We start from the raw sequence: 26156 nt of genomic DNA on the forward strand, positions 1-26156 counted from the left end.
TTTTTAAGAAATTACACAATCTATTTCAAAATGTGAATTTTTAAACTCTTCAATAAATTCATCTTTTGAATATTTGTGACTATCATTAAACACAATCTTATCCACTATATCAAAAAAGTAATAAAATTGATTTTTTTGATATAATAACCAAGTTGAAGTTAGTATTCCTTTTCTTTTTGAAAGTTGGAATCCATTAGCGTTTATTTTATCAAATTGTTTTATAAGTTCTTCTGCTTTCATTAATTACAAACCTTAAATTATTCCCTAACAGTTGTCTAACAAATCTAGCTGAAATTTTCTGCAAAATCAAGACAAAATCAGGCAGATATTTATCTCTGTATTTTTTAATACTTAAACCTCGATTTATCAAGTTTGTTAATAACACATCCCACCTTTAACAGTTTCCAAAACAAATAATACCTAATTTTAAGCTGCTTTATTTGTCCGTAATGAATCCAAAATCTACCATAAAAGGGCGTGGTGCGCAGCAAAATGTACCCAATCGGTTTTTCGAATTGCGCCACGACATACGTGACGACTTTCTGGAGTTCTGCCAAAAGGAAGGCGAAGCCAGCGATAAAAACAAAACGCTGTATTTAGAGGTGTTCCCTAAAACCATAGTCAATAAAGTAGAGAGCCCCGATATTGGGATGGCCTACTCCATGAATGCCTACCAAGGTTGCGAACACGGTTGTATTTACTGTTACGCCCGAAATTCGCACGAGTTTTGGGGCTATAGCGCGGGTTTGGATTTTGAGCGCCGCATTATGGTAAAAAAGGACGCGCCAAAATTATTGGAAGCTTTAATTACTAAAAAAAGTTGGAAAGCGCACCCCATCGTGATGTCCGGAAATACCGATTGTTACCAACCTGCCGAAAAGCAATTTGAAATAACCCGACAGTGCTTGGAGGTGTTTTTAAAATACAAGCACCCGGTGGCCATAATTACAAAAAACGCTTTGATTTTAAGGGATTTGGATATTTTAAAACAACTGGCCGCAGATCATTTAATTGGCGTAAACCTATCGATTACATCGCTAAATGAAGATACGCGACGCATTTTAGAACCCCGAACCGCCACCATTAAAAAACGTTTGGAAACCGTTAAAACCCTAAGCGAACACGGGATTCCCGTTAACGTGATGTTGGCGCCCATTATTCCATCAATAAACAGCCATGAAATTTTACCCTTGGCAAAGGCCGCATCGGACTATGGCGCTTTGGGCATTGCACATACCATTGTAAGGCTTAATGGTGCCATTGGCGAAATTTTTACCGATTGGATTAAAAAAACCATGCCCGATCGTGCCGATAAAGTACTGCATCAAATAGCCAGTTGCCACGGGGGAACTTTGAACGATAGCCGTTACGGCACACGGATGCACGGTGAAGGTAAAATTGCCGAACAGATAAATATGTTGGTGGATTTGGCCAGAAAAAAGTATTTTAAAAACAAGACGATGCCCAAATTAAACTGCGATTTGCACGAATCATTTAAAGATGGGCAGTTGAAGTTGTTTTAAAATGGGTTCGGTTTTAAATACGCTACTCAAACTTTATATAATCAATTTCAATATTAAAATCTCCAGCTTTACCGTCGCTAACAATCAATGCAATATTAAAGACTTCCTTTAATACTTCTAACGGCATGTTTTCGCCTATTATTTCTGAAATTCGGTAATGTTTAAATTCCGTAATATTAATTTTTAATTCTTCCCAATCGGTTGATTTTGGGGTAAACGTAAATTTATGATAAGGTATGTAGTAACGTTGCGATGTTTTAAGCGACAATCCAAACGTTCTGTGAGTGCTCGAGCTTTTAAAGCGTATCGTCATGGTTTTGCAGTCTTTTAAACGACCTTTATCAATAAGTGTACGGATACTAGCAAAACCACCATTATTATCCAATGATGTTTCTCCCTTAAAAAGTATCGCGTTATCATTCTCGATTAAACTTGATGTTGATACGCCACCCATAACCCCATCGTTAACAATGCGCCAATTCTCAGTATTATGTTGAGTCCCAAAATTAAAAACGATGCCCGAAGCAGAGGAAAGAAGTGCCATAAGTATAAATGCTGTTTTCATAAGCTTAAAGCTAATGTAAAATAATTAGATATGGTAAATTCGACCTAACAATCATATAATATGTTGATTATTTAAATTTTTTTGTCAGGTTATGTACTACGACTGCGCTCAGAACAGGCTCTGTCGAAACCTTTTAAGGTGTTAGACTTTTAAAGACCTTTCGACTGCGCTCAAGGTGACAACACACTATTTTATTGCTTATTCGTGCAAAAATGATGAGCATTTATATCGAACCAACATTAAACCACCTGAACCTTAAAAGAAACTTAACCGTTTAGATTTTACCGTTCCATTCGTCATAAAACTGATTGAGAAAACCGAGCATATAATCGTGTCGTTTTTGTGCTATTCGTCTCCCGGTTTGGGTGTTCATTTTATCTTTTAACAGCAATAGTTTTTCGTAAAAATGATTGATGGTTGGCGCATTTGAGGTTTTATATTCCGTTTTGCTCATGTTCAGATTTGGCTTAATTTCCGGGTTGTAAAGCGCCCTGTTTTTAAAGCCACCGTAGTTAAAGCAACGGGAAATGCCAATGGCGCCAATGGCATCGAGCCTATCGGCATCTTGCACGACTTCCAATTCCAATGAATTGAATTTTTGCCCTTTTTCAAGTGATTTGTTAAAAGAAACGTTTTCAATAATTTTTACAACATGCTCGATAATCGCAGAGTCTATATTCAATTTAAACAAAAACTCCCGCGCTATTTTGGGGCCAATGGTGTCGTCGCCATTATTAAATTTACTATCGGCAATATCGTGAAGCAACGCGCCCAATTGCACGACCAAAGTGTTTACATTTTCGTTTTTTGAAATGAGCAAAGCATTATGGTACACCCTTAGGGTGTGGAACCAATCGTGTCCGCCCTCGGCATCGGCAAGTGTGTCTTTTACAAAGGTTTTGGTTTTGTTTATGAGTTCTTCGGAAGCATGCATGGTGTAAAAATAAAAATTCCTTTCAACTAAGAAAGGAATTGATTATAAATTGAATAAAGATAATGCGTTATCTAATAACCGCAGGCTCCACCCATTTAAATTCAAATGAGTTTTCCGGGATTTTAATACGGTCTGCCAATCGCAACATTCTACTTGGAAGTTTCATTAGATAATCCCGGGCTTTTTCGGCCTCATCGGTAAGGTTGGTAATTTTATCAATTTCCCAACGATCGATTAGCTTTTGCAAAATATCAACATAATCCCTTGAGGTATACACCCCAATACGTTGCGCGGTATTTGAAAACTCCTCGAAAGCAGTACCTATTTTATCTCCGGATTCTCTTAAAAAATGCGCTGGCATGGTTATTTTTTGTTTCATCATATAATGAAACGCCATCATCATTTGGCTGGGATCGACTTTAAAAATACGCTCCACAAACTCAGAATACGCGTGATGGTGTCGCATCTCGTCGCCCGAAATAATCTTGCACATTTTAGCCAATTGCTTGTTGCCTTTATCTTTAGCCAGTTTTGCCACCCGATTGTGCGACACATAGGTTGCCAACTCCTGAAAACTGGTGTAAACAAAGTTTTTGTACGGGTCTCTATCGGTGCCAATATCAAAACCATCGGCAATTAAGTGTTGCGTGGTTTTTTCAATTTCGCGCATGTTAACACGACCGGAAAGGTATAGGTATTTGTTCAGCACATCGCCATGGCGGTTTTCTTCACCGGTCCAATGGCGTACCCATTTTGCCCAAGCGTTTTCTCGGTCCACTTGGTTAACGCCTTCAACATCCATTAACCACGATTCGTAGGTTGGCAAAGCCTCTTCGGTAATCATATCGCCCACCAAAACCACCCAAAAATCATAGGGCAATTCTTTTGATAATTCTCTTATTTCTCTAACTTCTTCAAAAAAATGATTCCCTTCAGAATTCGGCAAAAAATCGGTGGGTTGCCATATCTTATCTATCGGAATCAGGTATTTTTCTATTAAAGATTCTACGTCTTTTTCTAAAAACTGCATTACCTCTAATCTCACATTTTTCGCAGACATCATTTTTATTTTTAAGGGTGAATATGTTCTTTTATAGTGGTTTCAACACTATTTATAAGCGCTTGCTTATCTGTAAAGGTACTAACTTTTATAGGCTTATGCACGGTAAAAGTGATATGAGTGCCCAATCCCATGGGGAATTTACCATAGCGCAAGGTTTTCCAAGAGTTATTTATGGAAATAGGAACCACCAAAGCCGACGGTATTTTTTTAAATAGAATTTCCAATCCTTTGGTTTGAAATGGTTTTGGTTCGCCGTTTTTACTGCGTGTGCCTTCGGGAAAAATAACGGCTGCCCGTTTGTTTTCTTCAATATACTCACCAAATTTCATGATGGCGGGCAAGGATTGACGCGGATTTTTTCTGTCGATTAATGCCGAACCGCCATGCCGTAAATTATACGACACGCTTGGTATGTCTTTGCCCAATTCTATTTTGCTTATAAATTTAGGATGGTGTTTTCGCATGTACCACATTATGGGCGATATATCGTACATACTCTGATGGTTTGCTACAATAATTAAAGGCTGATTGGTATCAATTTGATGTAGGTTGTTAAAGGTAAATCGCGTGCCCAAAATATTCATGCACCGCATTAAGCAAAACTGTAAACAATCGACACTTTTTTTATGCGCTTGGTATCCAAAAACATTAAAACAAAACCATTGTATGGGATGGAACACCAATAATGTGATCAAAAAAAAGACCAAGTAGATAGCCGTTAAAGGGTATGATAATAGTTTTAGCATGCCCAAAAATACATAAAAACTTAGTTTTGGTGGTTAGTAAGTTTACATTATTTTATTGATTTTATTAGTGGATTTACTACTAATCAACATGCTATACACAAAATAAAAACATATTCTTTTTCTTTCAAATATAATTTTATTTCGTATTTCGTCGAAAAATTACGGAAATAATCCTTTAAATGTCTAAATTCACCTTCTTAACCTATTTATAATGAAGTTATGAAAAATTTATTATTATCCCTATGCCTAGTTTCTATATTTTTAAGTTGTAATGTTGAAAGCATTAAAGAGGCTCAAAGCGAGCAATTAACCCTTCAAGAAAAAAAGAGCAACGTAAAAAACATTAATGTAGTAATTTCAGAAAGTACTAACCCAACATCTAATGGTACAGTAGAACACTGTAAAACAATTAATCTTGTTGCTGGTCAAAATCATATTGCCGGAACCGTAAGTATAGATGTTGAAGGAGATAACTTGGTTGTTACATACACGAGCAACTCTGATTGGACTATTAATGCTACTCATTTACATATTACAAACTGTGAAGTAGATGGGTTTCCAACCACAAAAAGTAACAATCCCAAAATTGGAAATTTTGAATATGCTAGTACGCATGCCGATAATATAACGGAAGTTATTTATCTAATAAATTTAAGCGATGTTACAGAACAGTTTTGTTTTGCAGCACATGCAGAGGTTAGCGGTTCTTCAGAAGAAACAGCTTGGGCAGAAGGTGAAAGTTTTACTGGAAACAGTTGGGCAATGTTTGTAGAAGCTAATCTAGAAGATTGCGAAACAGATGGTGATGAAGATGGTGGAGGTGCTTATTAATTTATTTATAAAAATTCATTTCATCCAAATATTGCCAAACATGTTGTGGTAACATAGGTTGAATGTTTTTGCCTGCTTTAATGGCGTTTCTAATAAAGGTTGAAGATAATTCCATTATGGGCGCATCGATATGATGGATTTTTTTATGATTATCGAACTGCGTTTCCATGGTACCATTTGAAAGCCTTGGGTACACGTAAATATGATGATTTTCCAGTATCAATTCGTAGTTTTTCCACTTGTGGAAACTCTTTAAATTGTCTTCGCCCATAATCAACGAAAATTCATAATCTGGATGTTTTTCCTGTAAATAAACCAGCGTATTTATAGTGTAATTGGGTTGGGGCAAATTAAATTCTATATCGCTGGGTTGCAGTTTGGCATAGTCTTTTGTGGCGCGATAAACCATTTCCAACCGTTGGTAATTATCCAATAAACTGCTCTTTTTTTTAAACGGATTGTGCGGCGTTACGACAAACCATATTTGATCCAAATCGCTATGCTCTACCATGTGATTTGCAATCACCAAATGCCCAATGTGTATGGGGTTAAAAGAACCAAAGTATAAACCAATTTTCACCTGAAAGAAATTAATTTTAATACCTACAAGGTTTTAAAAACTTGCAGGATTTTATATTTATATTTTAAGTCCCGAAAATTATCGGGACACAAAATCACTAATTAGGTTTTCGGCTTCGTTAAGTGCTTTTTCCAAATTATCGTTTTCAATAATCACATCAAATAAAGGTGCGGTTGCCAATTCTGCCGAGGCTTTTGCAATGCGCATATTTATTTTATCGTCGCTTTCGGTTTTGCGCTTTTTTAATCTGATTTTAAGCTCATCAATGCTTGGTGGCTTCACAAAAACAGCTAAAGTCTCTTCTGGAAACTTGCGTTTTATACGTAATCCTCCCGACACATCAATATCGAAAATAACATGCTTTCCTTTAGCCCAAATGCGTTCGACTTCGGTTTTTAAAGTGCCGTAAAAATTATCGCGATACACCTCTTCCCACTCTAAAAATTCGTCGTTTTTAATTTTGTTTTTAAACTCTTTTGCCGATAAAAAATAATAATCTTTGGCATCGATTTCCGCGCCGCGTTTTGCCCGTGATGTTGCCGATACCGAGAACTCCAAATTTAAATTATCAATCCCCAATAAGTGCCTTACTATGGTTGTTTTACCAGAACCCGATGGTGCCGAAAACACTATTAATTTACCTTTGTTTTTTTTGTTTTGAACCAAGTTTATACTTTTTAAAAACGCTTCGAAAGCACTTCGACGGCGCTTAGTGTGACATTTGTTTTCTTAATTGGCTTTCTTTTAAAGCACATTCAGTAATTGTTCTTTAATTTTTTCCAATTCATCTTTCATTTGCACCACCAATTGTTGCATGGGCGCATAATTACTTTTTGAGCCAATGGTGTTTATTTCCCTGCCCATTTCCTGACTTATAAAACCTAATTTTTTACCGTTTGAATCTTTAGAGTTTAAACTTTCAGCAAAATAATCCAAATGATTTTTCAAGCGTACTTTTTCTTCGGTGATATCAAATTTTTCAATGTAATAAACCAGCTCTTGCTCAAAACGGTTTTCGTCGTATTTCTCTTTTAACTCCTCAATACCCTTTGATAAACGCTCGCGAACCCCGTCGATTCTATCGGGATCCATGGCTATAACCTGCTCCAATAAATCGGCAATACTAACGAGACGATTATTAAAATCTTGCTCTAAAACCTTGCCTTCGGATAAACGGTAACTTGTTAAATTTTCTATCGCAGTGTGGATTTCATTTAAAATGGATTGCCATTCGTTTTCATCAATTTCCTCGCGAATAGTGTTTAAAGCATCCGGAAAACGAACTGCCATTTTAAGCAAATCCATGTCGTCGCCATCAACCACTTTTTTTAATTGATTGATGTACTGTTTTACAACAGGCACGTTAATTTGTGTTGACGTATCTTCTGCAGTGGTTTCAACATAAATTGAAAAATCTATTTTACCGCGTTCTAATTTTTTGGCGAGAAGCTTTCTTATGGCCAGTTCCTTTTCCCTGTAAATGGAGGGCATTCTGGCATTTAAATCTAAATTTTTGCTGTTTAAAGATTTAAGCTCTATCGTAATTTTTTTGGTTGGTAATTGTAAAACAGATTTTCCGTAACCTGTCATTGAATGTATCATATTCAAAATATATTAAGTTGTGCAAAGGTAAGTAAAAGCTAAGGTTTAGAAAATGTATTGTTTACAATTAGTTAGGTTTTATAAAACTTCATTTTTTCACTGATTTGTAAAGTGAAGACTTTTAGCATAATCATACAGATTTAGTAAAAGTAAATTAATATTTTTACGATTAATTTGATACCGAATTTCAATGAAAACCCCTTTATATTGCTTTATTTTTTGTTTTTGTTTTTTAGCCGTTTTTAGCTGTAAAAAACAAAAAACGGAAACCATTGAAGAAAATAACAATAGCCTAAATACAACCACATTAGACAGCTTAATTAAACACCCGCCAACAGGCATGGTTTGGATTCCTAAAGGATCTTTTTTACAAGGTGCTGTACCGCAAGACGAAATTGCCATGGCGCACGAAAAGCCACAACATGCTGTAACCGTTGATGGTTTTTTTATGGATATAACCGAAGTTACAAACGCTCAGTTTTCAAAATTTGTAGATGAAACCGGTTATATTACTACGGCCGAACGTGAAATTGATTGGGAAGAGATGAAAAAGCAACTGCCCGAAGGTACGCCAAAACCACATGATACCATTTTGCAACCGGGGTCTTTAATGTTTAAAAAAACAAAAACATCGGTTCCTAATTTATACGACTTTTCACAATGGTGGCGCTGGGTGATTGGTGTGAATTGGAAAAAACCAAGCGGAATAAACTCGACTTTAGAAGGAAAAGAAGATTATCCCGTAACCCATATTTCTTTTGAAGATGCGCAAGCCTATTGCAAATGGGCAGGAAAACGCTTGCCAACCGAAGCAGAATGGGAATATGCTGCCAGAGCACAAAACGAAAACACCACTTATTTTTGGGGCAACGATGTAAGCTTATTGTCTAAAAAAGCCAATACTTGGGAAGGTGAATTCCCGGTGTTTAACACTTTGGAAGATGGTTTTGAAAGAACGGCGCCCGTTAAATCGTATCCAGGAAACGACTTTGGATTGTACGATATGGCGGGTAATGTATGGGAATGGACCAGCGATTGGTACAACGTAAATTATTATAAAGAATTAGCTTCGAAAAATACCCCGGCAATCAATCCTAAAGGTGCAACTGAAGCTTACAATCCCAACAACCCGTATGTGCAGGAAAAAATTATAAAAGGCGGTTCTTTTTTATGTAGTTACACCTATTGCGCCAGTTACAGAATTTCATCTAAAATGGGATCGAGTACTGATTCCTCATCAGAACATATTGGGTTTAGAACGGTTGTAACCCCTGAAATGTTGATGAATAATTAATACACTGTTATTCTATAAACAACACATCGCTTTTTTCAGAAATACCATTTTCGCTAAAGGCTTCAATAGTGAAATAATAGGGCGTATCTCTATCGAGGCAGCGCATAAAATGCGCATTGGTATCGTAAACCTGCCACGATTGGTAAAGTTTGTTTGGAGCAATGCCCCAACGGATATTATAACCTTGTGCGCCTTCTACGGGATTCCAAGAAAATGAGATATCTCTTCGGTCTTCTTCTCTTTTAATTTCAAATCCCGTAACGGCATCTGGTTTTTCGCCTAACCCCAATCCGAATACTCTAATCTCTGACATGGCAAAGTTGTTACCTGGTACTTCCACATTGTTGTAGCGTACATACTTCGCATTAACAGGTTTATCTAAAGCGATATACGCATTAGGTGCATCCAAGTTGCTTTTACTCCTATCTACTGCCATTTGCCAGTTTTTACCATCCTCGGAAGTTTCAATAGTAAAACGATGTCTCAATCCGTCTACACGTGTGTAAATTCCCGATTCGTGGTCGTGGAAGTTTAACTGAAGTGCGTATATGTTTCCAGCATTTTTCAATTCAATGGTAATCCATTGGTTGTCGTTATTTTTTTCAGCAACCCAAAAGGTTTTCGGGTTTTCATCGGTTAAAACCTTGGATATAATATGCCCCTCTGCATCTTTTTCAGTTGGTAGTTCCGTGATTTTTACATCATCATCATTTGAGGTAAATTTCATGACTTGGGTTAATGCCGATGACACGGTAACATTACCTTTATATGAAAGCAACATCCAACCATTATGCTGACCTGCTTTTGTGGGATGATTGGGCGCAAACCTGGGGTAATCTCCATAATCGGTAGTGCTGTACATTAAACCTTCATCATCAAAAAACGTAGGAAACATACATAAGCGACGCTCCCATTGTGCGTTTGAGGCTAGCGCCATAGTGGCAAAATGCCAATACTGTCCGTTGGTTTGTTTTACGGTAATTCCATGTCCCGCACCATTGGTAAATCCTCCAGGTTTAAAGCTCATAGGGTTATTTTTCATATAAGTAAAAGGTCCAAGTGGAGTTTCTCCAATATAAGCACCATCTGCATATACATTAAACTGAGTTCCCGGAGCGGCATATTGTAGGTAGTATTTTCCGTTGTGTTTTGTCATGGATGCCCCTTCCATATAACCTTCCTTTAAAGTTGGGTGGTAGTTGTTTTCGCCAAAACGTTCCCATCCGTGTTCTTCTTCATTAAGGTTAATCAATTCTTTTCTAACACCGGTTTCCAGAAAACGGTCGTCTTTATTCAGCATTTTTACACGGATTGGATGTACATTGGAAGAGCCCCAATAAAGATACGTTTTGCCATCATCATCAATGAATAATTCCGAATCCTGAATATTATGGGAAATGGATGCCGTTGGAGTCCAAGTTCCCTTTTTCGGATCGTCTGTGTACAGAATACTCCCGTAACCAGCAGGATTGCCCGCAAAGTACACCAACGAATCTTTATAATTGAAAGCCGTAGGGGCATTGCTTCCTTCAAAAAACCATTGCTTTGGCTTGATAAACTTCCAGTCTACGAGATCCTTGGAATGCCAATAGCCAAATGAACGTGTTACGAACATGTAGTATTCACCCCGAAATTCAATAACGGCAGGATCGGCTCCGGAACGGTACGATTTATTTTTGCTAGAATTGTAAACCATATAGGTGTAATCTATATCCAAAGGATTACAATAGGTTTTAAGGTTCTTCTTTTCGGTTGCTTCTGTTTCTAAAACAGGCTTGTCGCTCTTATTGTTTTTACAAGATGACATGGCCATTAAAGACAATAAGGCTACTAGTATTTTAAAGTTTTTAGTGTTCATAAGCTTTCATGGGCTGGCCCCTTAATCGTTCAAAACCTTTATAGGCGCGTTTAATGGATTCCGGACTAGCGCGTTCAAATTCTTTTTCGGTGACTTGATACTGCTCTTGCAATTCAACTAATCGCAGTCGCAGAATATGTTTAATTTCATTATAAATATCCTCATCAATCACATTGTTCGTTTCTGATGGGTCTTCTCTTAAATCGTACAATTCCCATTCGTCAATATCATCGTAAACATGAATCAATTTAAAACGATCGGTTCTTATACCGTACATTTTTTTAACCATGTGAAAGGCAGGAAAATCGTAATAATGGTAATAGACGGCATCTCTAAAATCGGCATCTTCAACAGTATTTATTAACAGTGGTTTTAATGATTTTCCTTGCATATCTACAGGTATTTCCACTTGCGCAAAGTCTAAAAATGTTTCAGCAAAATCGAGGTTTTGTGTTAATGCCGTAATTTCCGTTCCAGGTTTTATAACCTTAGGGTATTTCATTAACATGGGCATTGCCAATGATTCTTCGTACATAAAACGCTTATCGAACCAGCCTTTTTCGCCTAAATAAAACCCTTGGTCGGTGGTGTAAACCACTATGGTATTATCTTCTAAATTATTTGCTTTTAAGTAATCCAAAATTCTTCCAACACCTTCATCAACCGCGGCAATGGTAGCCAAATAATCTTGCAGATAGCGTTGTAATTTCCATAAATCCAAATCTTTGCCTTTTAAATGCGCATCGTGAAACGCATCGTTTTTTGGTTGATAGGCTTTGTCCCATGCCGTACGTTGTTCAGGTGTCATACGCTCAAAATCTGTTTTCCACGGATTGTGTGCCAATTCCGGGCTACCCTTTTTTTTGGTCATTTTTAAATCATGACCTTCGTACATATCCCTGTAAATGGTTTGATACTGCTCCTTTGAAGCCGTTGAACCGTCGTGGGTTGTAAAATAAGTATCGGGTACAGGGAAGGCAACCTCATCATATTTATTTAGGTGGCGCAGCGCAGGCATCCAGTTTCTGTGCGGTGCCTTGTGCTGTACCATGAGCATAAAAGGTTGTTTGTCTTTTTTAATTTTATCTAAATAACGCAGGGCATCTTCGGTAACAATATCGGTGGCGTAACCTTCAACCATCGTGGTATCCACTGTTTTGGTTTCGGGGTTTACAGAAATAAAATTAGGGTTGTAATAATTGCCTTGGTCCTGCAATATGTTCCAATAATCGAAGCCTTCCGGCTCGCCGTGTAAATGCCATTTGCCAAACATGGCGGTTTTATAACCCGCTTTTTGCAGCAGTTTTGGATAGGTTTGCTGGCTGCCATCAAAACGGTTTCCGTTCATTCTAAAGCCGTTAACATGACTGTGTTTTCCCGTTAGAATTACCGCACGACTTGGTCCACAAATGGAATTGGTACAGAAATTATTTTTAAAAATAGCGCCTTCGTTGGCAATCCTATCAATATTTGGTGTTGGTGCCAATTGGCTGATGGGATGTCCATAAGCACTAATGGCTTGCGTTGCGTGGTCGTCTGCCATGATGAAAATAATATTAGGACGTTGCTTTGTGGATTCAGCAAGTTCGTCTTTTTTTTCATTTTTACAGGATTGAAAAGCAACAGCAATAAGCACAAATATTAGAATTCTCGGCATTAGTTTTGGTTTGATTTTTTAGTAATGATTTTTTTGGTTTGAATGACTTCATCGTGTAATACGGTTTTATCAAAAAATTCAAAAACCGCATCCAGTCCATCAAACGGAATGGAAGATAATTCGTGCCTGCCACCAATAACTTTATGTAAATAATACGCCGTCTCCAACTCATCCAACTTTACAGCAATGGTTTCTGAACCATCTAAAAGTAAATACCCTGGTTTTTCCGGACTGCAATAATGATGCGGTGCGCTTGCAAAAGGGACTAAATTATCATCCGTCCCGTGGAACAGAACCGTTGGCAATGCATTGTGCTTGGTAATATATTCCGCATTAACCAAGGCGCCGGCTAACGAAAACACTCCGGCAAAACTAACGTCTTTGTAATGCTCTAAATCATCAATAAAAAACGATTTCATATACACCGCGTTCAAAACACCTTCGGCACCAGCGCTACTGCCACCTGCTATTATTTTTGTGGGATCGATTTGCAATTCCGTTTTATTATCAAAAACAAACTTAGCCGCATCCAAATAATCTAAGCCCGCTTGCTTAAAGGTTTCCAGCTTATCGGCTTTTGGGCAATCGCAACCAAAACCGGTTTCGGTGCCTTTTCGCAGCAACCTATACGATATTGAAATGCCTATATAACCCTTTGTGGTAACATATTCTGCCAGCTTTTGCTCGTGGTGTGTGTTATCTCTTGTTCCTCCTGAGAAACCGCCACCGTGCATCCAAAGCAACACGGGTAAACTATCATTTGGTTTCATATTTTCGGGGCTGTGAACATCCAATTTTAAAGTATCCGAGCCTTTAATAGCATAGGTGTACGTGGCTTTATTTTGAGACCAAACAAAACTGGTTATGCCAAATATTAGTATGAAAAGTTTGTATTTTATGTTTGGTTGTCTCATCTGTGTTTCATTTAACATAAAACTCAATTTAAAACCCACAAGGTTTCATAAGAAATCTTGTGGGTTTAGTTGCTATTAATCATTCTAAAGTGAATGCGTGTTCAAAATCGAAATCTGAAGTACCCTTAATGGCTATTTCAAATTCACCGGGTTCAACCGTAAATTTCATTTCGCTGTTGTAAAATTTTAAATCTTCAACAGACAAATCGAAACTTACCGTTTTGCTTTCTCCTTTTTTAAGGAATATCTTTTCGAAACCTTTAAGCTCTTTTACCGGTCTGGTGATGCTTCCTACTTTATCGTGAACGTAAAGCTGTACCACTTCATGCCCATCGTAATCACCTGTATTAGTAATGGTTGCCATTGCTGTAAGGGTGTCTGAAAAGCCAGTGGTTTCTGCCGATAACTTAAAATTAGAATACTCAAAAGTGGTGTAACTCAATCCGTGTCCAAAAGGATAAAGTGGTGTATTTGGTACATCCAAATAATTGGATTTGTAATCCTCTTTTGGGTTGTTGGCGGGAATGGGTCTGCCTGTATTTTTCATGTTGTAATAAATGGGTACTTGTCCAAGATTTCTAGGAAAGGTTACGGTTAATTTTCCCGATGGATTGTGTTTGCCAAATAACACATCGGCAACACCGTTCCCGCCCATAGTGCCTGGAAACCAAGTTTCTAAAATGGCATCGGCTAAAGTATCTTCCTCTGATAAATCGAGTGGACGCCCATTCATTAAAACCAACACGATTTTTTTGTTTGGTACGGCTTCGCGGATACGCTTTATCAATTTGGTTTGGCTGCCCGGTATTTTTATATTGGTTCTGCTGGCAGCTTCACCACTCATATCGTAATCTTCACCCATAACCATAACGACAATATCTGATTTTTTGGCAACATTGATAGCCTCGTTAAATCCGCTTTCATCATCCCCTTCAATCTCGCATCCTTTCGCATAATTTATTTTAGCATCGTTAACATATTCTTGAATGCCTTGGTGTACGCTAATGGCTTTTCCTCTGCGGTCACCCGCTGCTCCCCAATTTCCTAAAATATTTTCTTTGTCTTTTGCCAATGGCCCGATTAAGGCTATAGTTTTTTCTGAAGTCAGCGGTAACGCTTTATCATCATTTTTAAGCAACACCGATGAAATGGCTGCGGAATGTCTTGCCGCTTCCAAAAATTCTGGTTTGTAAATGGTTTCTTTTTCGCGTTGCTCATCGCAATATTTATAAGGGTCGTCAAACAAGCCCAATTTGAATTTTGCCAAAAGGATTCTTCGGCAAGCCTCGTTTACCAATTCCACATCCACTTCGCCTTCATTAACCAATTCCTCTAAATAAAGTCTGTTGGCGCTACTCATCATATCTTGGTCTATACCCGCTTCAATGGCCAACTTTGTGGCATGTTTTTCATCTTTGGCAAAACCGTGGTCTACCAATTCGTTAATGGCGGTATAATCGGTCACCACAAATCCGTTAAAACCCCATTCATCTCTTAAAATGTCCTTAAAAATATATGTATTCGCCGTGGCAGGCACGCCGTTAATTTCGTTAAAAGCCGTCATAAAGGTTTCTACACCTTCGTCAACAGCAGCTTTAAAAGGCGGGAGATAAACATTTCTAAGTTCTTCCTCACCCATATTTACCGTGTGGTAATCCCTTCCGGCTTGGGCAGCCCCATAGCCCACAAAGTGTTTCGCACAAGCCAAAATAGTGTTGGTTTTGGACAGGTCGTCGCCCTGAAACCCCCTAACGTAAGCCTTGGTTATCTTGCTTGCTAAGTACACATCTTCTCCCATACCTTCTGAGATACGCCCCCAACGTGGGTCTCTGGCTATATCTACCATGGGCGCAAAGGTCCAATGGATACCAACGGCCGAGGCTTCTTCGGCAGCAATGCGCGAGCCTTTTTCAATATCGTCTAAATCCCAACTGGCAGCCAACCCTAAATTGATGGGGAATATGGTTTTAAATCCGTGGATAACATCGTAACCAAACAACAACGGAATGCCCAAACGGGTTTCCTCTACTGCCAATTTTTGCAAATCCCTCGTGGCTTTTGCCGAATACACATTAAGCATCGCACCCACATTGGCTTCTTTTATATAGGTTCTAAAATTTGTATTTACAGTTGGCCCTGTAATTGCGCCACTGCCACTGTACATAACCATTTGACCGACTTTTTCCTGCAAGGTCATTAAGCCCATTAAAGAATCGACCTTAGCGTGAAACGCCGTATCTGTAGTTGCATTGTTTTTTTTGTTTTCTGAAGTATTGCATCCTAAAAGGAATAAAAAAATAGTTCCTATAAAAAGCGTTGTTTTGGTTAGTGTTTTCATTATTAGTTACTGTTTTATATTTGAAAATAGCCAGGGCAAAAATTGAGGTTCAGCAAAGGCAGAATCCCAACTATTATGATTATCATTAGCGTATAAAGTAAAACTTGGCTTACCGCCATTTTTTAGAATACCCTCAACCATATTAACTGATGATATTGGGTTTACAACATTGTCGTTTGCGCCATGAAACACCCAAAAAGGCGTTGTTTTAGCATACACTTTTGTAGCTTCTGGATTTCCTGCACCACAAATGCTAATGGCCGCAGCGAAAAACTGTGGTTTTCGGTAAACCATTTCGAAAGTGCCCATACCGCCCATGGATAAACCTCCAACGTATATTTTATTTTTATTTACATAGGGTTTGGTGCTTATCTCGTCCATTAATTGCATCACCAAGTTTAGCGGTTTTGTCGGCTCGATATCTAGCGGAAATTCGATTTTTAATGGATTTGAGGATCTATCGATTTGGGCGTTTGCCCAATAACTGTTTTTTGGACATTGCGGAAAAATAACAATGGCCGGAAAATGTGTTCTGTTTTCTTCAGAAGCAAACAATTTACTGCCATGTACCAATTGCGCTTTATTATCGCTTCCGCGCTCACCGGCACCATGAAGAAATAATATTACGGGATATTGCTTGGAATCATCAAAATCCTTAGGCATCATAAGGCGATATTGCAACGTATCGGATTGATTGATATAGAGTTCTTTTGAATACAAAGCTTCGTGTTGAGCAGAAAGCAAATTTGCTGTACCCATAAAAACCAATATTAAAATGTATTTTGAATATTTACCCATAATGCCTATTGTGCTTTAATAATTAAATCCTAGTTTATCCAGTCCGTTTTTTACATCGGTGTTTTGCATAAATAAATTCCACAGCAAACCTGTTCTGTGGTTTTCAATCATAATAATTTGAGGCCCTTGATCTATGGCTAAATAGGTATCGGTTACCCAAAAATTATAATGCGGACTAAAGGCATCGTAAAATCCTGCCGGCCCCAATAATTTATCTTTGTTCTGATAAAGATAATGCATAACTTTTAAAGATTCTGCTGGGGTATAAGGTATCGAACTTATGGCTGCCGTTGGTGATATAACACCTTTATCGTTTGATGGACTGTGCGCCGAATATCCTCTTGAGCCATCCGCATTTCTGGAGTAACTTGCAGTTAATCCCCAACAGTCTGCACCGTAATCGACATAGTTTTTAGGATTGGTGATGCAATATTGACGGTTGATTTTAGTGTGATTTACGGCAAGGTTCCAATAGTTAGCGTATTGATCGGTTAAGTTTTTAGGATTTAAACCCAAAAATGAATAATGGCTAAAAAACAAGGGGCCGCCAAAACTGGAACCACCGGCGTGATTTAAAACCAAAGGAAAACCGTATTGCGAAGCCGAAGAGACAATGTTACCGTTGTTTGCCCACCCGTCTTCATACACGGTTTTGGTGATACTATAATCTGGTGATGCTGCCGCCAATATATACGTAATCAGCACCTCGTTATAGCCTCGAAGTTTTAAATTAATATCGAACCCGTAATTGGGGCTCCAATGCCAAAACAAAGCGTTTTGGTTTTGTGTGTACCAATCCCACTCGATGCCTTTCCATAGCGCATTTGCTTTATCGGCCAGTGCTTTTTCTTCGGTTGTACCGTTTTTAAAATACTCTTTTACGCATACTAAGCCTTGTGCAAAAAAAGCGGTTTCTACCAAATCGCCACCATTATCTTTGGTGCTAAAAGGTATAACGCTACCGTTGCTTCCATTAATCCAGTGTGGCCACGCGCCGTGAAAACGGTCGGCAGTTTCAAAAAAGCCCAATATTTTATTCAATCTTGCAACGCCTTCTGCTTTGGTAATATAAGCCCTTTCAATACCCACTAAAATGCTCATCAAACCAAAACCCGAACCACCGGTGGTTACAACATTCTGATTTAAAGTGGGTTCTTTTGGATGGTAACGTTCTTTAGCCGCACCAGAGTTTGTTTCGGCAAAATCCCAAAAATATTTAAAGGTTTCTTTTTGGGTTAAATCCATCATTTCGGTATCTGTTAGTTTTTCAACTACAGGGTCGTCGTCATTAGGAATATAAGGTTCTTGATATCCCGGGCCGTCATTCCCGCCACAGGATAGTATCAAAATAAAAAATACTACGTAACAAAACCTCATCTTCATGGTATATTGTATTTGAATCCTAGTTTATCAAGCCCTGATTGAACATCGGTGTTTTTCATAAATAAATCCCATAACATACCCGAACGGTGATTCTCTATCATCACAGGAATTGGTCCTTGGTCGATTGCCAGATAACGCGGCAAATACCAATTATGCTCTAAGCTAAACGCATCGTACGGACCATATTTTCCTATTAAGGAATCGTGGTCTTTATACATTTTTTTTAGCATTTGCATACTTTCTTTAGGGGTATAGGGGAACGACGACAAAGCAGCTGTGGGCGCAATAACCCCAAAGTCTTTATCGGGTCTGTGTCCTTTGTAGCCTTTTACCGAATAGCTTGAGGTAAGACCCCAAAGGCTATCGCTATAACCTTTATAGTTATTAGGATTATCGATGGCATATTTATAATGGATTTTGGCTTGGTTCTGGACCAGTTTCCAATAATCGGCGTATTTATCTGAAAGCCCTTTTGGGTTTAACCCCACATACGAATAATGTGCCCAAAACATAGGGCCAACAGGAGATTTGTCGTGTTCGTAATAGTCTAAAACCAAATCTTCGCCGTAAAATTTTTCGTTTGAAACAATATCGCCATGTCGTGCCCATCCTTTATGATAGACCGAAGGTTTTATAGGATGTGTTGGCGACGATGCTGCCAAAACATACATGATTAAACATTCGTTATAGCCCCCAACAGGGAAATTCATGTCCCAACCAAATTCTGGAGACCAATGCCAATACAGTACATCTTCACCATTTTTGGTGTACCAATCCCATTCTACTTCGCGCCAAAGTTTGTCTATTTTGGCAACAAGGGTCTGTTCTCTTTCGCTGCCATCTTTAAAATATTCGGCTACCGTTAACAAGCCTTGTACTAAAAATGCGGTTTCAACCAAATCGCCGCCATTGTCTTTTTTACTAAATGCCATTGCTTTACCGGTCTGTCCATCCAACCAATGTGACCACGCACCATGGAAACGGTCTGCTTTATCTAGAAAATCCACTATTTTTTCAAATCTTAAAAACGCTTCTTCTTTGGTGATAAAGCCTCGTTTTACGCCAACCAATATCGCCATTAGTCCAAAGCCACTCCCTCCGGTTGTAACGGTGTGCTTGGGTGATGTTGGGTAAATATCGTCCATATGTAAACGCTCGCGGGCCAAACCTGAAGTGGGTTCTGCGCCTTCCCAAAAATAGTTGAAGGTTTGCTTTTGAATGGAATCCAATAAGGCGTCATCATTCAACCAAACATTGTTGTTTGAAGATACCTGCTTAATTTCAGCGTTTTTGTTATTGTTTTTACAACTAAAGACGAAAAATATAATCAATAAAAATAATGGAAAAGAACTCTTATTCTGAAAAAATCTCATAGGAATATGCTCATTAATTTTAGCTGCATTTAGATTCCCGTTTTCACGGGAATGACAATTTCAGCGGAAATCTCTTGGTTGATGCTAAGAAAAGTTCTTTTGATAAATGCAGCTAAAAATTCAACTAAATTAAAAAAAAACTAACTCAAAAAATTGCTATTAATCAGCCATTATGGCTTGAATTTCTGATTGAGTAAGGGCCTTATTGTAAGTATGCAGTTCGTCTAAAAAGCTTAAATCGGACTTGTGATTCCATCCTGTAAAACGAGGTGCTCCGGACATAATAGACATAACATCGCAACCTGTCCAATCTACACCCGTTATATCGCTTTCTTTTGCTACTTCGCCATTTATATAAACGATGGCTTTGGTTGGTGAAATGGTAAATGCCAAATGCACCCATTCTCCAGTCGCGGGATCGACATCTGCGGCAGTACCACCATCTACCCATGTATCAGCAGTTCCATTACCTACATTCAATTTAAAACGTTGCATACCACTAGCATTTTCCCTAAAAAATCTAAATCCGCTTTTTCTGTTATTTTGAGTATCTGGGTAATCTGCGTTTTCTGTGTCTTCCGGTCCAATAACCAAAACTCCTGCACGGTCTGGTGTTGCATTGACTTTATACCACATGGTTGCACTAAAGCTTTCGCCCAACAAGCCTGTGGTTGGAACTGATAAATAAGAATCTGTGGCACCAGCGTAAGCATCGGCACCTTTTCTTGATTCACCAGCAAAACCGGGTGTGCCAACTATTGTTGCCGCTGCACCAGTTACCCAGTTTTTATTATCGCCATCAAATGGCATATAAACGGTTTCGCCATCGGCTGGAGTATATGGGTTGGTAACGCCAATAATGTTTTGAATTTCGCTTTGCGATAAAGCAACATTGAACAAACGCAGTTCATCCATAAAACTTTGATCGGATTTATGATTCCAACCTGTAAAGCGTGGTGCTCCAGACATGATGGATAAAACATCACAGCCTGTCCAATCAACCGGACTTGATAAAGCACTTTCTCTAACCAGAACTCCGTTTATGTATACACGTGCTTCGGTGGCAGATATTGTAAATGCCATATTAACCCATTCACCTTTGGCGGGATCGACATCGGCCGCAGCACCGCCATCTACCCAAGTATCTCCATCACCACGACCAACATTAAGTTTAAAGCGTTGGTTACCTCCAGCATTTTCCCTGAAAAACCTAAAGCCGTTTTTTCTGTTATTCTGTACGTCTGGATAATTAGCATTATCCACATCTGGTGGGCCAATTACCAATACTCCGGCTCTATCCGGTGAGGCATTTACTTTATGCCAAAAAACAGCTGACAATTCCGTACCCAATTGTAAAGTACTTGTAGGTAATGTTAAATACGAATCTTCGGCACCTGCATAAGCATTATTACTTGCCAAACCTTCTCCTGCGAAACCTGGATTGCCAACTGCGGTAGCTTTGGTTACACTAATAAACTCGGTATAATCGCTTTCAAAATCCATGTATAGTACCTCATTTGCAAAAATGGGTACATAAGGCGGCTCTTTTTCGAAGTTTGCTGTTACGGTAGTAGTTTGCCCACCAAGGTCGGTTGCTACAATTTTAAGTTCATGAACGCCTGTGGTTACATTGTTAAAAGGTACATCGGCCAAAACACGTCTGTAATCCTTAAAATCGTTCATCGTAGCCACTTGATTGTTATCAATAAGGACATCAATATTAGCGACTTCAATATCATCAGTTACCTCGAATTCGATATTTATAGACGCAATGGGTTCGTTTACCTTAATTTTTGTACCGTCAGTTGGGTATTTAAGGTTAATTTGTGGTGCACTGGCATCCGCACCGGGATCTACTTCGGTTATTGGATCGATACCATTATCACAAGAATAAACCAGCAGTAAGGACAACAATACAATAAATTTATTTTTAAATGTTTTCATTTTTTTAAGCTTTTAATTTAGTGTTAAATAGATTCCTTCGCTAAGATTGGAAACTGATCTACTTGTCCTTGCGGATAAGGTAAATACGCTTTATCTACTGAAAATGTTCTGCCATCGTAACTCAATTCGTTATATCTTTCCAATCGAATCATATCGAAATAACGCTTGCCCCATTCCATACCTAGTTCGGCAAACTTTTCATCTAAAATATCATTTAAAGTAACGTTTGGTAACGCTGTTAAACCAGCTCTATCCCTAACTAGATTAACCGCTTGAGTGGCCGTTAAACCTGTTCCGCTGGCACCTTGGGCAATGGCCTCGGCGTGCATTAACAATATTTCGGCATAGCGAATAATGTTGTAGTTTTTATTACTACCGTAAGCCGTTCTGCCAGGAATTAATTGATTTGATGGTAAATAATGTTTTCCGCTAGCAAATAATGCACGGGCATAATCGTTAATTACATCGCCGTCTCTTGTCGTGTTTGAAATCCAAGCTGGTAATACGGCGTAGGTAGGATCGGTTTGAATTTCAGCTATACCTCTATCGGTAAACAGTACACTGGTTTCCAAACGAACCGTTTCGCCACGATCTAACATAAACTTAATAAATTTCATGCTTGGTTCGTAAAAACCCCAACCGCTGCTGGCACCAACCACTGCGGGCGTCCATCCTTGAGGGCCATAAGGCGCATATAAATGACCTTCTCTGTCGCCTTCACCTTGATTGAAATCGGAATATTGTAAATCCAAAATGCTTTCGTTGCTTAGTTTTCCCGGGGTTTTAAATAGTTCGTAAAAATCGGAAAACAGACTAAACTTGCCGGAATTTATTATTTGGCTCGTAGCATCGGCCACAGCTTGATAGTTCTTTAACTCCTGATTTGCTAAAGCTTTTATTGCCAAAGCAGTGTACTTGGTAACGCCTCCGGGTAAATCGGTGCGCTCGTTTGGACGCATATCCGGTAAAAGCGGAATCGCCTCGTCCATTTGGTCAGAGATATGCTGCATAACCTGGGCCTTGGTTGGCACTTCGGTAACATCTAAAAGTTCGCCCGTATCAGAAGATTGCGGAATAAACACATCGCCCCAAACCCGCGAAATATCGAAAAGCATAATAGCCCTAAGCACTTTGGCTTCGGCAATGTATTGGTTCCCTAAAGCAATTCCTGCGTCATCAGCAAACTCTTGGTATCTTGCTATTTGCTCCATACCGGTGTGTGCCGAAATAACATCGACATAAACATTTTCCCATAAGGAGTTATACATCCAGTAATCTTTGTTGTAATTAAAAAGATCGGTTTCTGCAAAATCTTGTTGATCGCCCAAACCGCCTGCATTAACATCGTCTCCCCTTACCGAAATTAACAAAGGTTGTTCCCATCCTCGGGATTGAAATGCTGCATAGACACCAACAAGAGATAGTTGCATGTCTTCGGTTTTTGTAAAATCTGTTGCGCCTGCAAAATTGTTGTTTTCTTGTGGTAAATCTAACTTTTCCGAACACCCAAGCGTAGCCAATACCAATAAAGTCATTGTTATAGCAAACTTGGTCGTTTTTATTATAAATAGTTTTTTCATAGCTTTTAAATTTTAATGTTAACTCCCATTGTGTAGATAGCAGGAACTGGGTATGTTTGATTATCTACACCGTTTGACACTTCCGGATTAAATCCGTTGTAATTGAAAATGGTTAACGGTTTTTCTGCCGTTAAAAAAATTCTGACTTGAGGCATACTTTCATTATTCCTGTTTTTGTTTATGGTATAGCCTAAGGTAATGTTTTGCAATCTGAAATAATCACCATCTTCAACATAGTAATCGTTTAAGCGCTGGTTCCATCCTTTTCTAACCGCTGCCGATGATGGATAAGAGTTTGTAGTGCCCTCACCATGCCAACGATTTATTGCAAAATCGCGGTCCCAGTTGGTATCACTTGTAAAAATGACTTCTAATCGTTTGCGGTTTAAAATTTTGTTTCCGCCCTGACCTGTTCCTGATAAGGTGAAATCGAAATTTTTGTAATTAAAGCCTAAGCTAAACCCATACGAGTATGTTGGCAAATAAGACCCCAACACGACTCTATCATCGTCATCTATAGTGTCTGGATCACCGCCGTTTTCTTTATACCTAAAATCTCCAGGAACGAGCCCATTAGCTACTGCAACAGGGTCGGCTTGAATTTCGGCATTGTTTTGATAAATGCCATCAACTTCGCGACCAAAGAATGCAAATATGGGTTCGCCCACAATAGAGCGTTGTCTAAATTCCGCAGAACCAGCATCTAAATGTGGTTGTCCGCTTAAGTTTAAAACTTCATTTTTTAAGGTTGAAAAATTCCCGCCAATATTATAGCTAAAATCGTCAGAAACACGTTTGCTCCAATTGAGTGAAACCTCTAATCCTGAGTTTCTTATCTCACCTACGTTTTGCAAAGTTACTCCGGGTACTAAAGGCCGTTCAACGGGTATCACAGCATCTTCGGTATCCCTGATATAATAATCGGCTTCAATGGAAAGGTTATCATCCAATAAACGCGCTGTTATGCCCACATTGATTTCTTCGGTAACTTCCCATTTTAATGCGGAAAAATCACTGCTCGTTAATAGTCCGCTAAACAAGGTATCGCCAAGAGCGGTGGTCACCACAGAACTGGTAATAGCCCCAGATTGAGAAGGTACTTTGTCGTTACCCAATTTCCCCCAGCTACCACGTAGTTTTAAGAAACTCAGTACGCCATTCTCTTTCATGAAACCTTCTTGGGAAACTACCCAACCTAATCCTACAGTTGGAAAGTAGCCCCATTTTTCGATGTATTTTCTAACACCATCCGCTCTAAAAGTACCGTAAAGTATATATTTATCGTCATAACTATAAGACACTCTTCCGAAGTAAGACAGCCCATATTCTCTCGAACCACCATCACCAACACTTGATTCTACTATGGTTTGTGCCTGATCCAAGTAATACGCTTCATCACCGGTTAAAGGGAAATTAAGCCCTGTAGCGCCTATAGATTGAAAAGATTCGTCTCTAAATGAAGCACCGGCTAAAACAGTTACATCATGTTTATCAAAAATTTGATTGTAAGTTAAAGTATTATCCCATATTTGATTTGAGATGGTAGTATTTGATTTCCTTAAAGTGGCATCGTCTCTTTTAAAATTATTACCAATAAAATATGGTAAATCAACATTCCTGGATTCTAAGGATTCGAAATTATGATTGTATGCTGTTTTAAACGTTAATTTTTCTGGAATTAAACTAATTTCAGCATAAAAATTAGCGAGTACGTTTCTAATTTTAGTTCTGTTTTCGCTAAGATCCATCAATGGGAATGGGTTTTGACCACCTCGGTAACCTAAATCTTGTGCATTTGCATAATTCTTTGGAAACACATTAGGATCGTTAAGTAAATTAGGATCGAGAACGGGCATTATGGGAACGGCAAAATAAGCGGTTCTCCACGCCGAATTTTCGCCATCGTATCGAGTGGCATTACTCAATACGGTATTGGCTCCAATTTTTAGCCAATCGTTAGCTTTAAACTCAATTTTGCTTCTTAAATTAAAACGGTCGTATTCGTTTTTCATTTTTAGAATACCTTCCTGTCCGAAATAATTTGCTCCAACAGAATATTTTACATTATCAGCACCACCGGTAACACCAATGCTATGGCTTTGAATAAGGCCTAATCTGATTATTTTATCATACCAATCGGTATTTACATCGGGAATATTTGGGTTGACTCTACTACGCCCATAGCGTTGCATGGCATTTAAAATGAATTGCGCATCGGGAGCAGAACCGGACTCTAAAGCCAAAGTTGTAAACTGTTCTGCATTGGCAACCTTTAGGACGTTTTGGGCCACTTGATAACCCGAATACCCATCGTAAGTGATTTCAGCCTTTTTATTAAATCCTCCGGATTTAGTTTCAATTAAAACCACACCATTAGCGGCACGAACACCGTAAATTGCTGAAGCCGATGCATCTTTTAAAACCGAAATGGATGCAATATCCGAAGTGTTTAAAAAATCGATGTTATTAAAAAACATACCATCAACCACAAATAAAGGATTTGATGCACCTCCTAAATAAGAGCCAATACCGCGCACCCTAATAGTTGGTCCTTGCCCGGGCGAACCGTTGCTTACAATTTGTAATCCAGGAACCTTACCTTGCATGGCCTGCATCGCAGATCCTGTTGGTACTGTTGCTAGTTCTTCTGCTTTAATTGTAGTAATTGCAGAAGTAAGATCTTTTGATTTCATCTGCCCGTAACCAATAACAACGACTTCGTCAAGCGAAGCAATATCTGGTTCTAGCGAAATATTTACCGTTGTTTGGGTTAGGATAGTTACAGATTGTGGTTTAAAACCAAGGAAGCTGAACTCTAAAACTTCGCCGCTTTGTACCTTAATAGAATAATTACCATCAAAATCTGTACTTACACCTCTACTTGTACCTTTTACTATTACGCTTACACCTGGCACGGGTATATTGTCTTCGGCACTTACTACGGTACCGTTAACTAATATTTCTTGTGCAAAAGCATGAACTGAAAATAGAAAAATTAGTAATAAAGTAAATCTTGTTTTCATATAGTTTGTTTTGAATGTTAGTTTCTACTAAATTATAAACTATATGAGCGCAAGTCAAAAAATGGCTTACACAAAAAATACGTCATAAATCCACAAAATAACAAAAAACGCTTATTGACGTATGATATGATGAATGACTTTAACTAATTA

Annotated in this window: 21 protein-coding genes; 3 read left to right on the plus strand and 18 right to left on the minus strand. The window is 38.6% G+C overall.

Annotated features, from left to right (window positions below; all coding sequences use genetic code 11):
* Nucleotides 1-3: 3 nt before the first annotated feature.
* The gene (locus ACN5J7_RS09145; protein ID WP_418603674.1) at nucleotides 4-240 is read right to left on the minus strand and encodes a hypothetical protein; all 237 of its coding nucleotides are present in this window, start codon (nucleotides 238-240) and stop codon (nucleotides 4-6) included.
* A gap of 209 nt (nucleotides 241-449) precedes the next feature.
* On the opposite strand from ACN5J7_RS09145, the gene ACN5J7_RS09150 reads away from it, so the two are divergent.
* On the plus strand, nucleotides 450-1523 hold the full coding sequence (locus ACN5J7_RS09150; protein ID WP_418603675.1) for a PA0069 family radical SAM protein: 1074 nt from the start codon (nucleotides 450-452) through the stop codon (nucleotides 1521-1523).
* 22 nt (nucleotides 1524-1545) lie between these two features.
* Here ACN5J7_RS09150 and ACN5J7_RS09155 read toward each other — a convergent pair whose 3' ends face one another.
* The 4 genes from ACN5J7_RS09155 to ACN5J7_RS09170 form a co-directional block, all read right to left on the minus strand.
* Nucleotides 1546-2088: a CIA30 family protein gene (locus ACN5J7_RS09155; protein WP_311935542.1), complete on the minus strand. Its 543-nt coding sequence runs from the start codon at nucleotides 2086-2088 to the stop codon at nucleotides 1546-1548.
* Nucleotides 2089-2362: 274 nt separating this feature from the next.
* Nucleotides 2363-3022: an HD domain-containing protein gene (locus tag ACN5J7_RS09160; RefSeq protein WP_311935544.1), complete on the minus strand. Its 660-nt coding sequence runs from the start codon at nucleotides 3020-3022 to the stop codon at nucleotides 2363-2365.
* Nucleotides 3023-3089: 67 nt separating this feature from the next.
* Nucleotides 3090-4082 (minus strand): acyl-ACP desaturase, encoded by a 993-nt coding sequence (locus ACN5J7_RS09165; RefSeq protein ID WP_311935546.1) that lies wholly within the window; start codon nucleotides 4080-4082, stop codon nucleotides 3090-3092.
* Between the two features lie 11 nt (nucleotides 4083-4093).
* Complete coding sequence (locus tag ACN5J7_RS09170) at nucleotides 4094-4831, minus strand: lysophospholipid acyltransferase family protein (protein ID WP_418603676.1); 738 nt, start codon at nucleotides 4829-4831, stop codon at nucleotides 4094-4096.
* A gap of 219 nt (nucleotides 4832-5050) precedes the next feature.
* On the opposite strand from ACN5J7_RS09170, the gene ACN5J7_RS09175 reads away from it, so the two are divergent.
* On the plus strand, nucleotides 5051-5662 hold the full coding sequence (locus tag ACN5J7_RS09175) for a hypothetical protein (protein ID WP_418603677.1): 612 nt from the start codon (nucleotides 5051-5053) through the stop codon (nucleotides 5660-5662).
* 1 nt (nucleotide 5663) lies between these two features.
* Here the strand turns inward: ACN5J7_RS09175 and nadD are convergent, their stop codons facing one another.
* From nadD to ACN5J7_RS09190, 3 genes are all read right to left on the minus strand, one after another.
* On the minus strand, nucleotides 5664-6242 hold the full coding sequence (gene nadD, locus ACN5J7_RS09180) for a nicotinate (nicotinamide) nucleotide adenylyltransferase (protein WP_418603678.1): 579 nt from the start codon (nucleotides 6240-6242) through the stop codon (nucleotides 5664-5666).
* A gap of 78 nt (nucleotides 6243-6320) precedes the next feature.
* Nucleotides 6321-6908 (minus strand): guanylate kinase, encoded by a 588-nt coding sequence (gene gmk, locus ACN5J7_RS09185; RefSeq protein WP_418603679.1) that lies wholly within the window; start codon nucleotides 6906-6908, stop codon nucleotides 6321-6323.
* 78 nt (nucleotides 6909-6986) lie between these two features.
* Nucleotides 6987-7844, minus strand: a complete 858-nt coding sequence (locus ACN5J7_RS09190; RefSeq protein WP_418603680.1) for a YicC/YloC family endoribonuclease — start codon at nucleotides 7842-7844, stop codon at nucleotides 6987-6989.
* A 190-nt stretch (nucleotides 7845-8034) separates the two neighbouring features.
* On the opposite strand from ACN5J7_RS09190, the gene ACN5J7_RS09195 reads away from it, so the two are divergent.
* Nucleotides 8035-9138 carry a formylglycine-generating enzyme family protein gene (locus ACN5J7_RS09195; RefSeq protein ID WP_418603681.1) on the plus strand — a complete coding sequence of 368 codons (1104 nt, stop codon included), beginning with the start codon at nucleotides 8035-8037 and terminating at the stop codon, nucleotides 9136-9138.
* 7 nt (nucleotides 9139-9145) lie between these two features.
* Here ACN5J7_RS09195 and ACN5J7_RS09200 read toward each other — a convergent pair whose 3' ends face one another.
* From ACN5J7_RS09200 to ACN5J7_RS09245, 10 genes are all read right to left on the minus strand, one after another.
* Nucleotides 9146-10996, minus strand: a complete 1851-nt coding sequence (locus ACN5J7_RS09200; protein ID WP_418603682.1) for a family 43 glycosylhydrolase — start codon at nucleotides 10994-10996, stop codon at nucleotides 9146-9148.
* Nucleotides 10986-12653: a sulfatase gene (locus ACN5J7_RS09205; RefSeq protein ID WP_418603683.1), complete on the minus strand. Its 1668-nt coding sequence runs from the start codon at nucleotides 12651-12653 to the stop codon at nucleotides 10986-10988. The genes ACN5J7_RS09200 and ACN5J7_RS09205 overlap by 11 nt, the downstream gene beginning before the upstream one ends.
* Nucleotides 12653-13567, minus strand: coding sequence for an alpha/beta hydrolase (locus tag ACN5J7_RS09210; protein ID WP_418603684.1), 915 nt, complete (start codon nucleotides 13565-13567; stop codon nucleotides 12653-12655). The genes ACN5J7_RS09205 and ACN5J7_RS09210 overlap by 1 nt, the downstream gene beginning before the upstream one ends.
* Before the next feature lie 79 nt (nucleotides 13568-13646).
* Complete coding sequence (gene bglX, locus ACN5J7_RS09215; RefSeq protein WP_418603685.1) at nucleotides 13647-15905, minus strand: beta-glucosidase BglX; 2259 nt, start codon at nucleotides 15903-15905, stop codon at nucleotides 13647-13649.
* A gap of 6 nt (nucleotides 15906-15911) precedes the next feature.
* Nucleotides 15912-16664: an alpha/beta hydrolase-fold protein gene (locus ACN5J7_RS09220; RefSeq protein WP_418603686.1), complete on the minus strand. Its 753-nt coding sequence runs from the start codon at nucleotides 16662-16664 to the stop codon at nucleotides 15912-15914.
* Between the two features lie 54 nt (nucleotides 16665-16718).
* Nucleotides 16719-18086, minus strand: coding sequence for a glucoamylase family protein (locus tag ACN5J7_RS09225; protein ID WP_418603687.1), 1368 nt, complete (start codon nucleotides 18084-18086; stop codon nucleotides 16719-16721).
* Nucleotides 18083-19459, minus strand: a complete 1377-nt coding sequence (locus ACN5J7_RS09230; protein ID WP_418603688.1) for a glucoamylase family protein — start codon at nucleotides 19457-19459, stop codon at nucleotides 18083-18085. Before ACN5J7_RS09230 ends, ACN5J7_RS09225 begins: the two co-directional genes overlap by 4 nt.
* Before the next feature lie 159 nt (nucleotides 19460-19618).
* Nucleotides 19619-21403, minus strand: a complete 1785-nt coding sequence (locus ACN5J7_RS09235; protein WP_418603689.1) for a LamG domain-containing protein — start codon at nucleotides 21401-21403, stop codon at nucleotides 19619-19621.
* A 23-nt stretch (nucleotides 21404-21426) separates the two neighbouring features.
* Nucleotides 21427-22983, minus strand: coding sequence for a RagB/SusD family nutrient uptake outer membrane protein (locus tag ACN5J7_RS09240; protein ID WP_418603690.1), 1557 nt, complete (start codon nucleotides 22981-22983; stop codon nucleotides 21427-21429).
* A gap of 5 nt (nucleotides 22984-22988) precedes the next feature.
* On the minus strand, nucleotides 22989-26006 hold the full coding sequence (locus ACN5J7_RS09245) for a SusC/RagA family TonB-linked outer membrane protein (protein WP_418603691.1): 3018 nt from the start codon (nucleotides 26004-26006) through the stop codon (nucleotides 22989-22991).
* Between the last annotated feature and the right edge of the window lie 150 nt (nucleotides 26007-26156).

Origin of the sequence: Hwangdonia sp., assembly GCF_048381975.1 — a bacterium.
Classification (GTDB): Bacteria; Bacteroidota; Bacteroidia; order Flavobacteriales; family Flavobacteriaceae; genus Hwangdonia; species Hwangdonia seohaensis.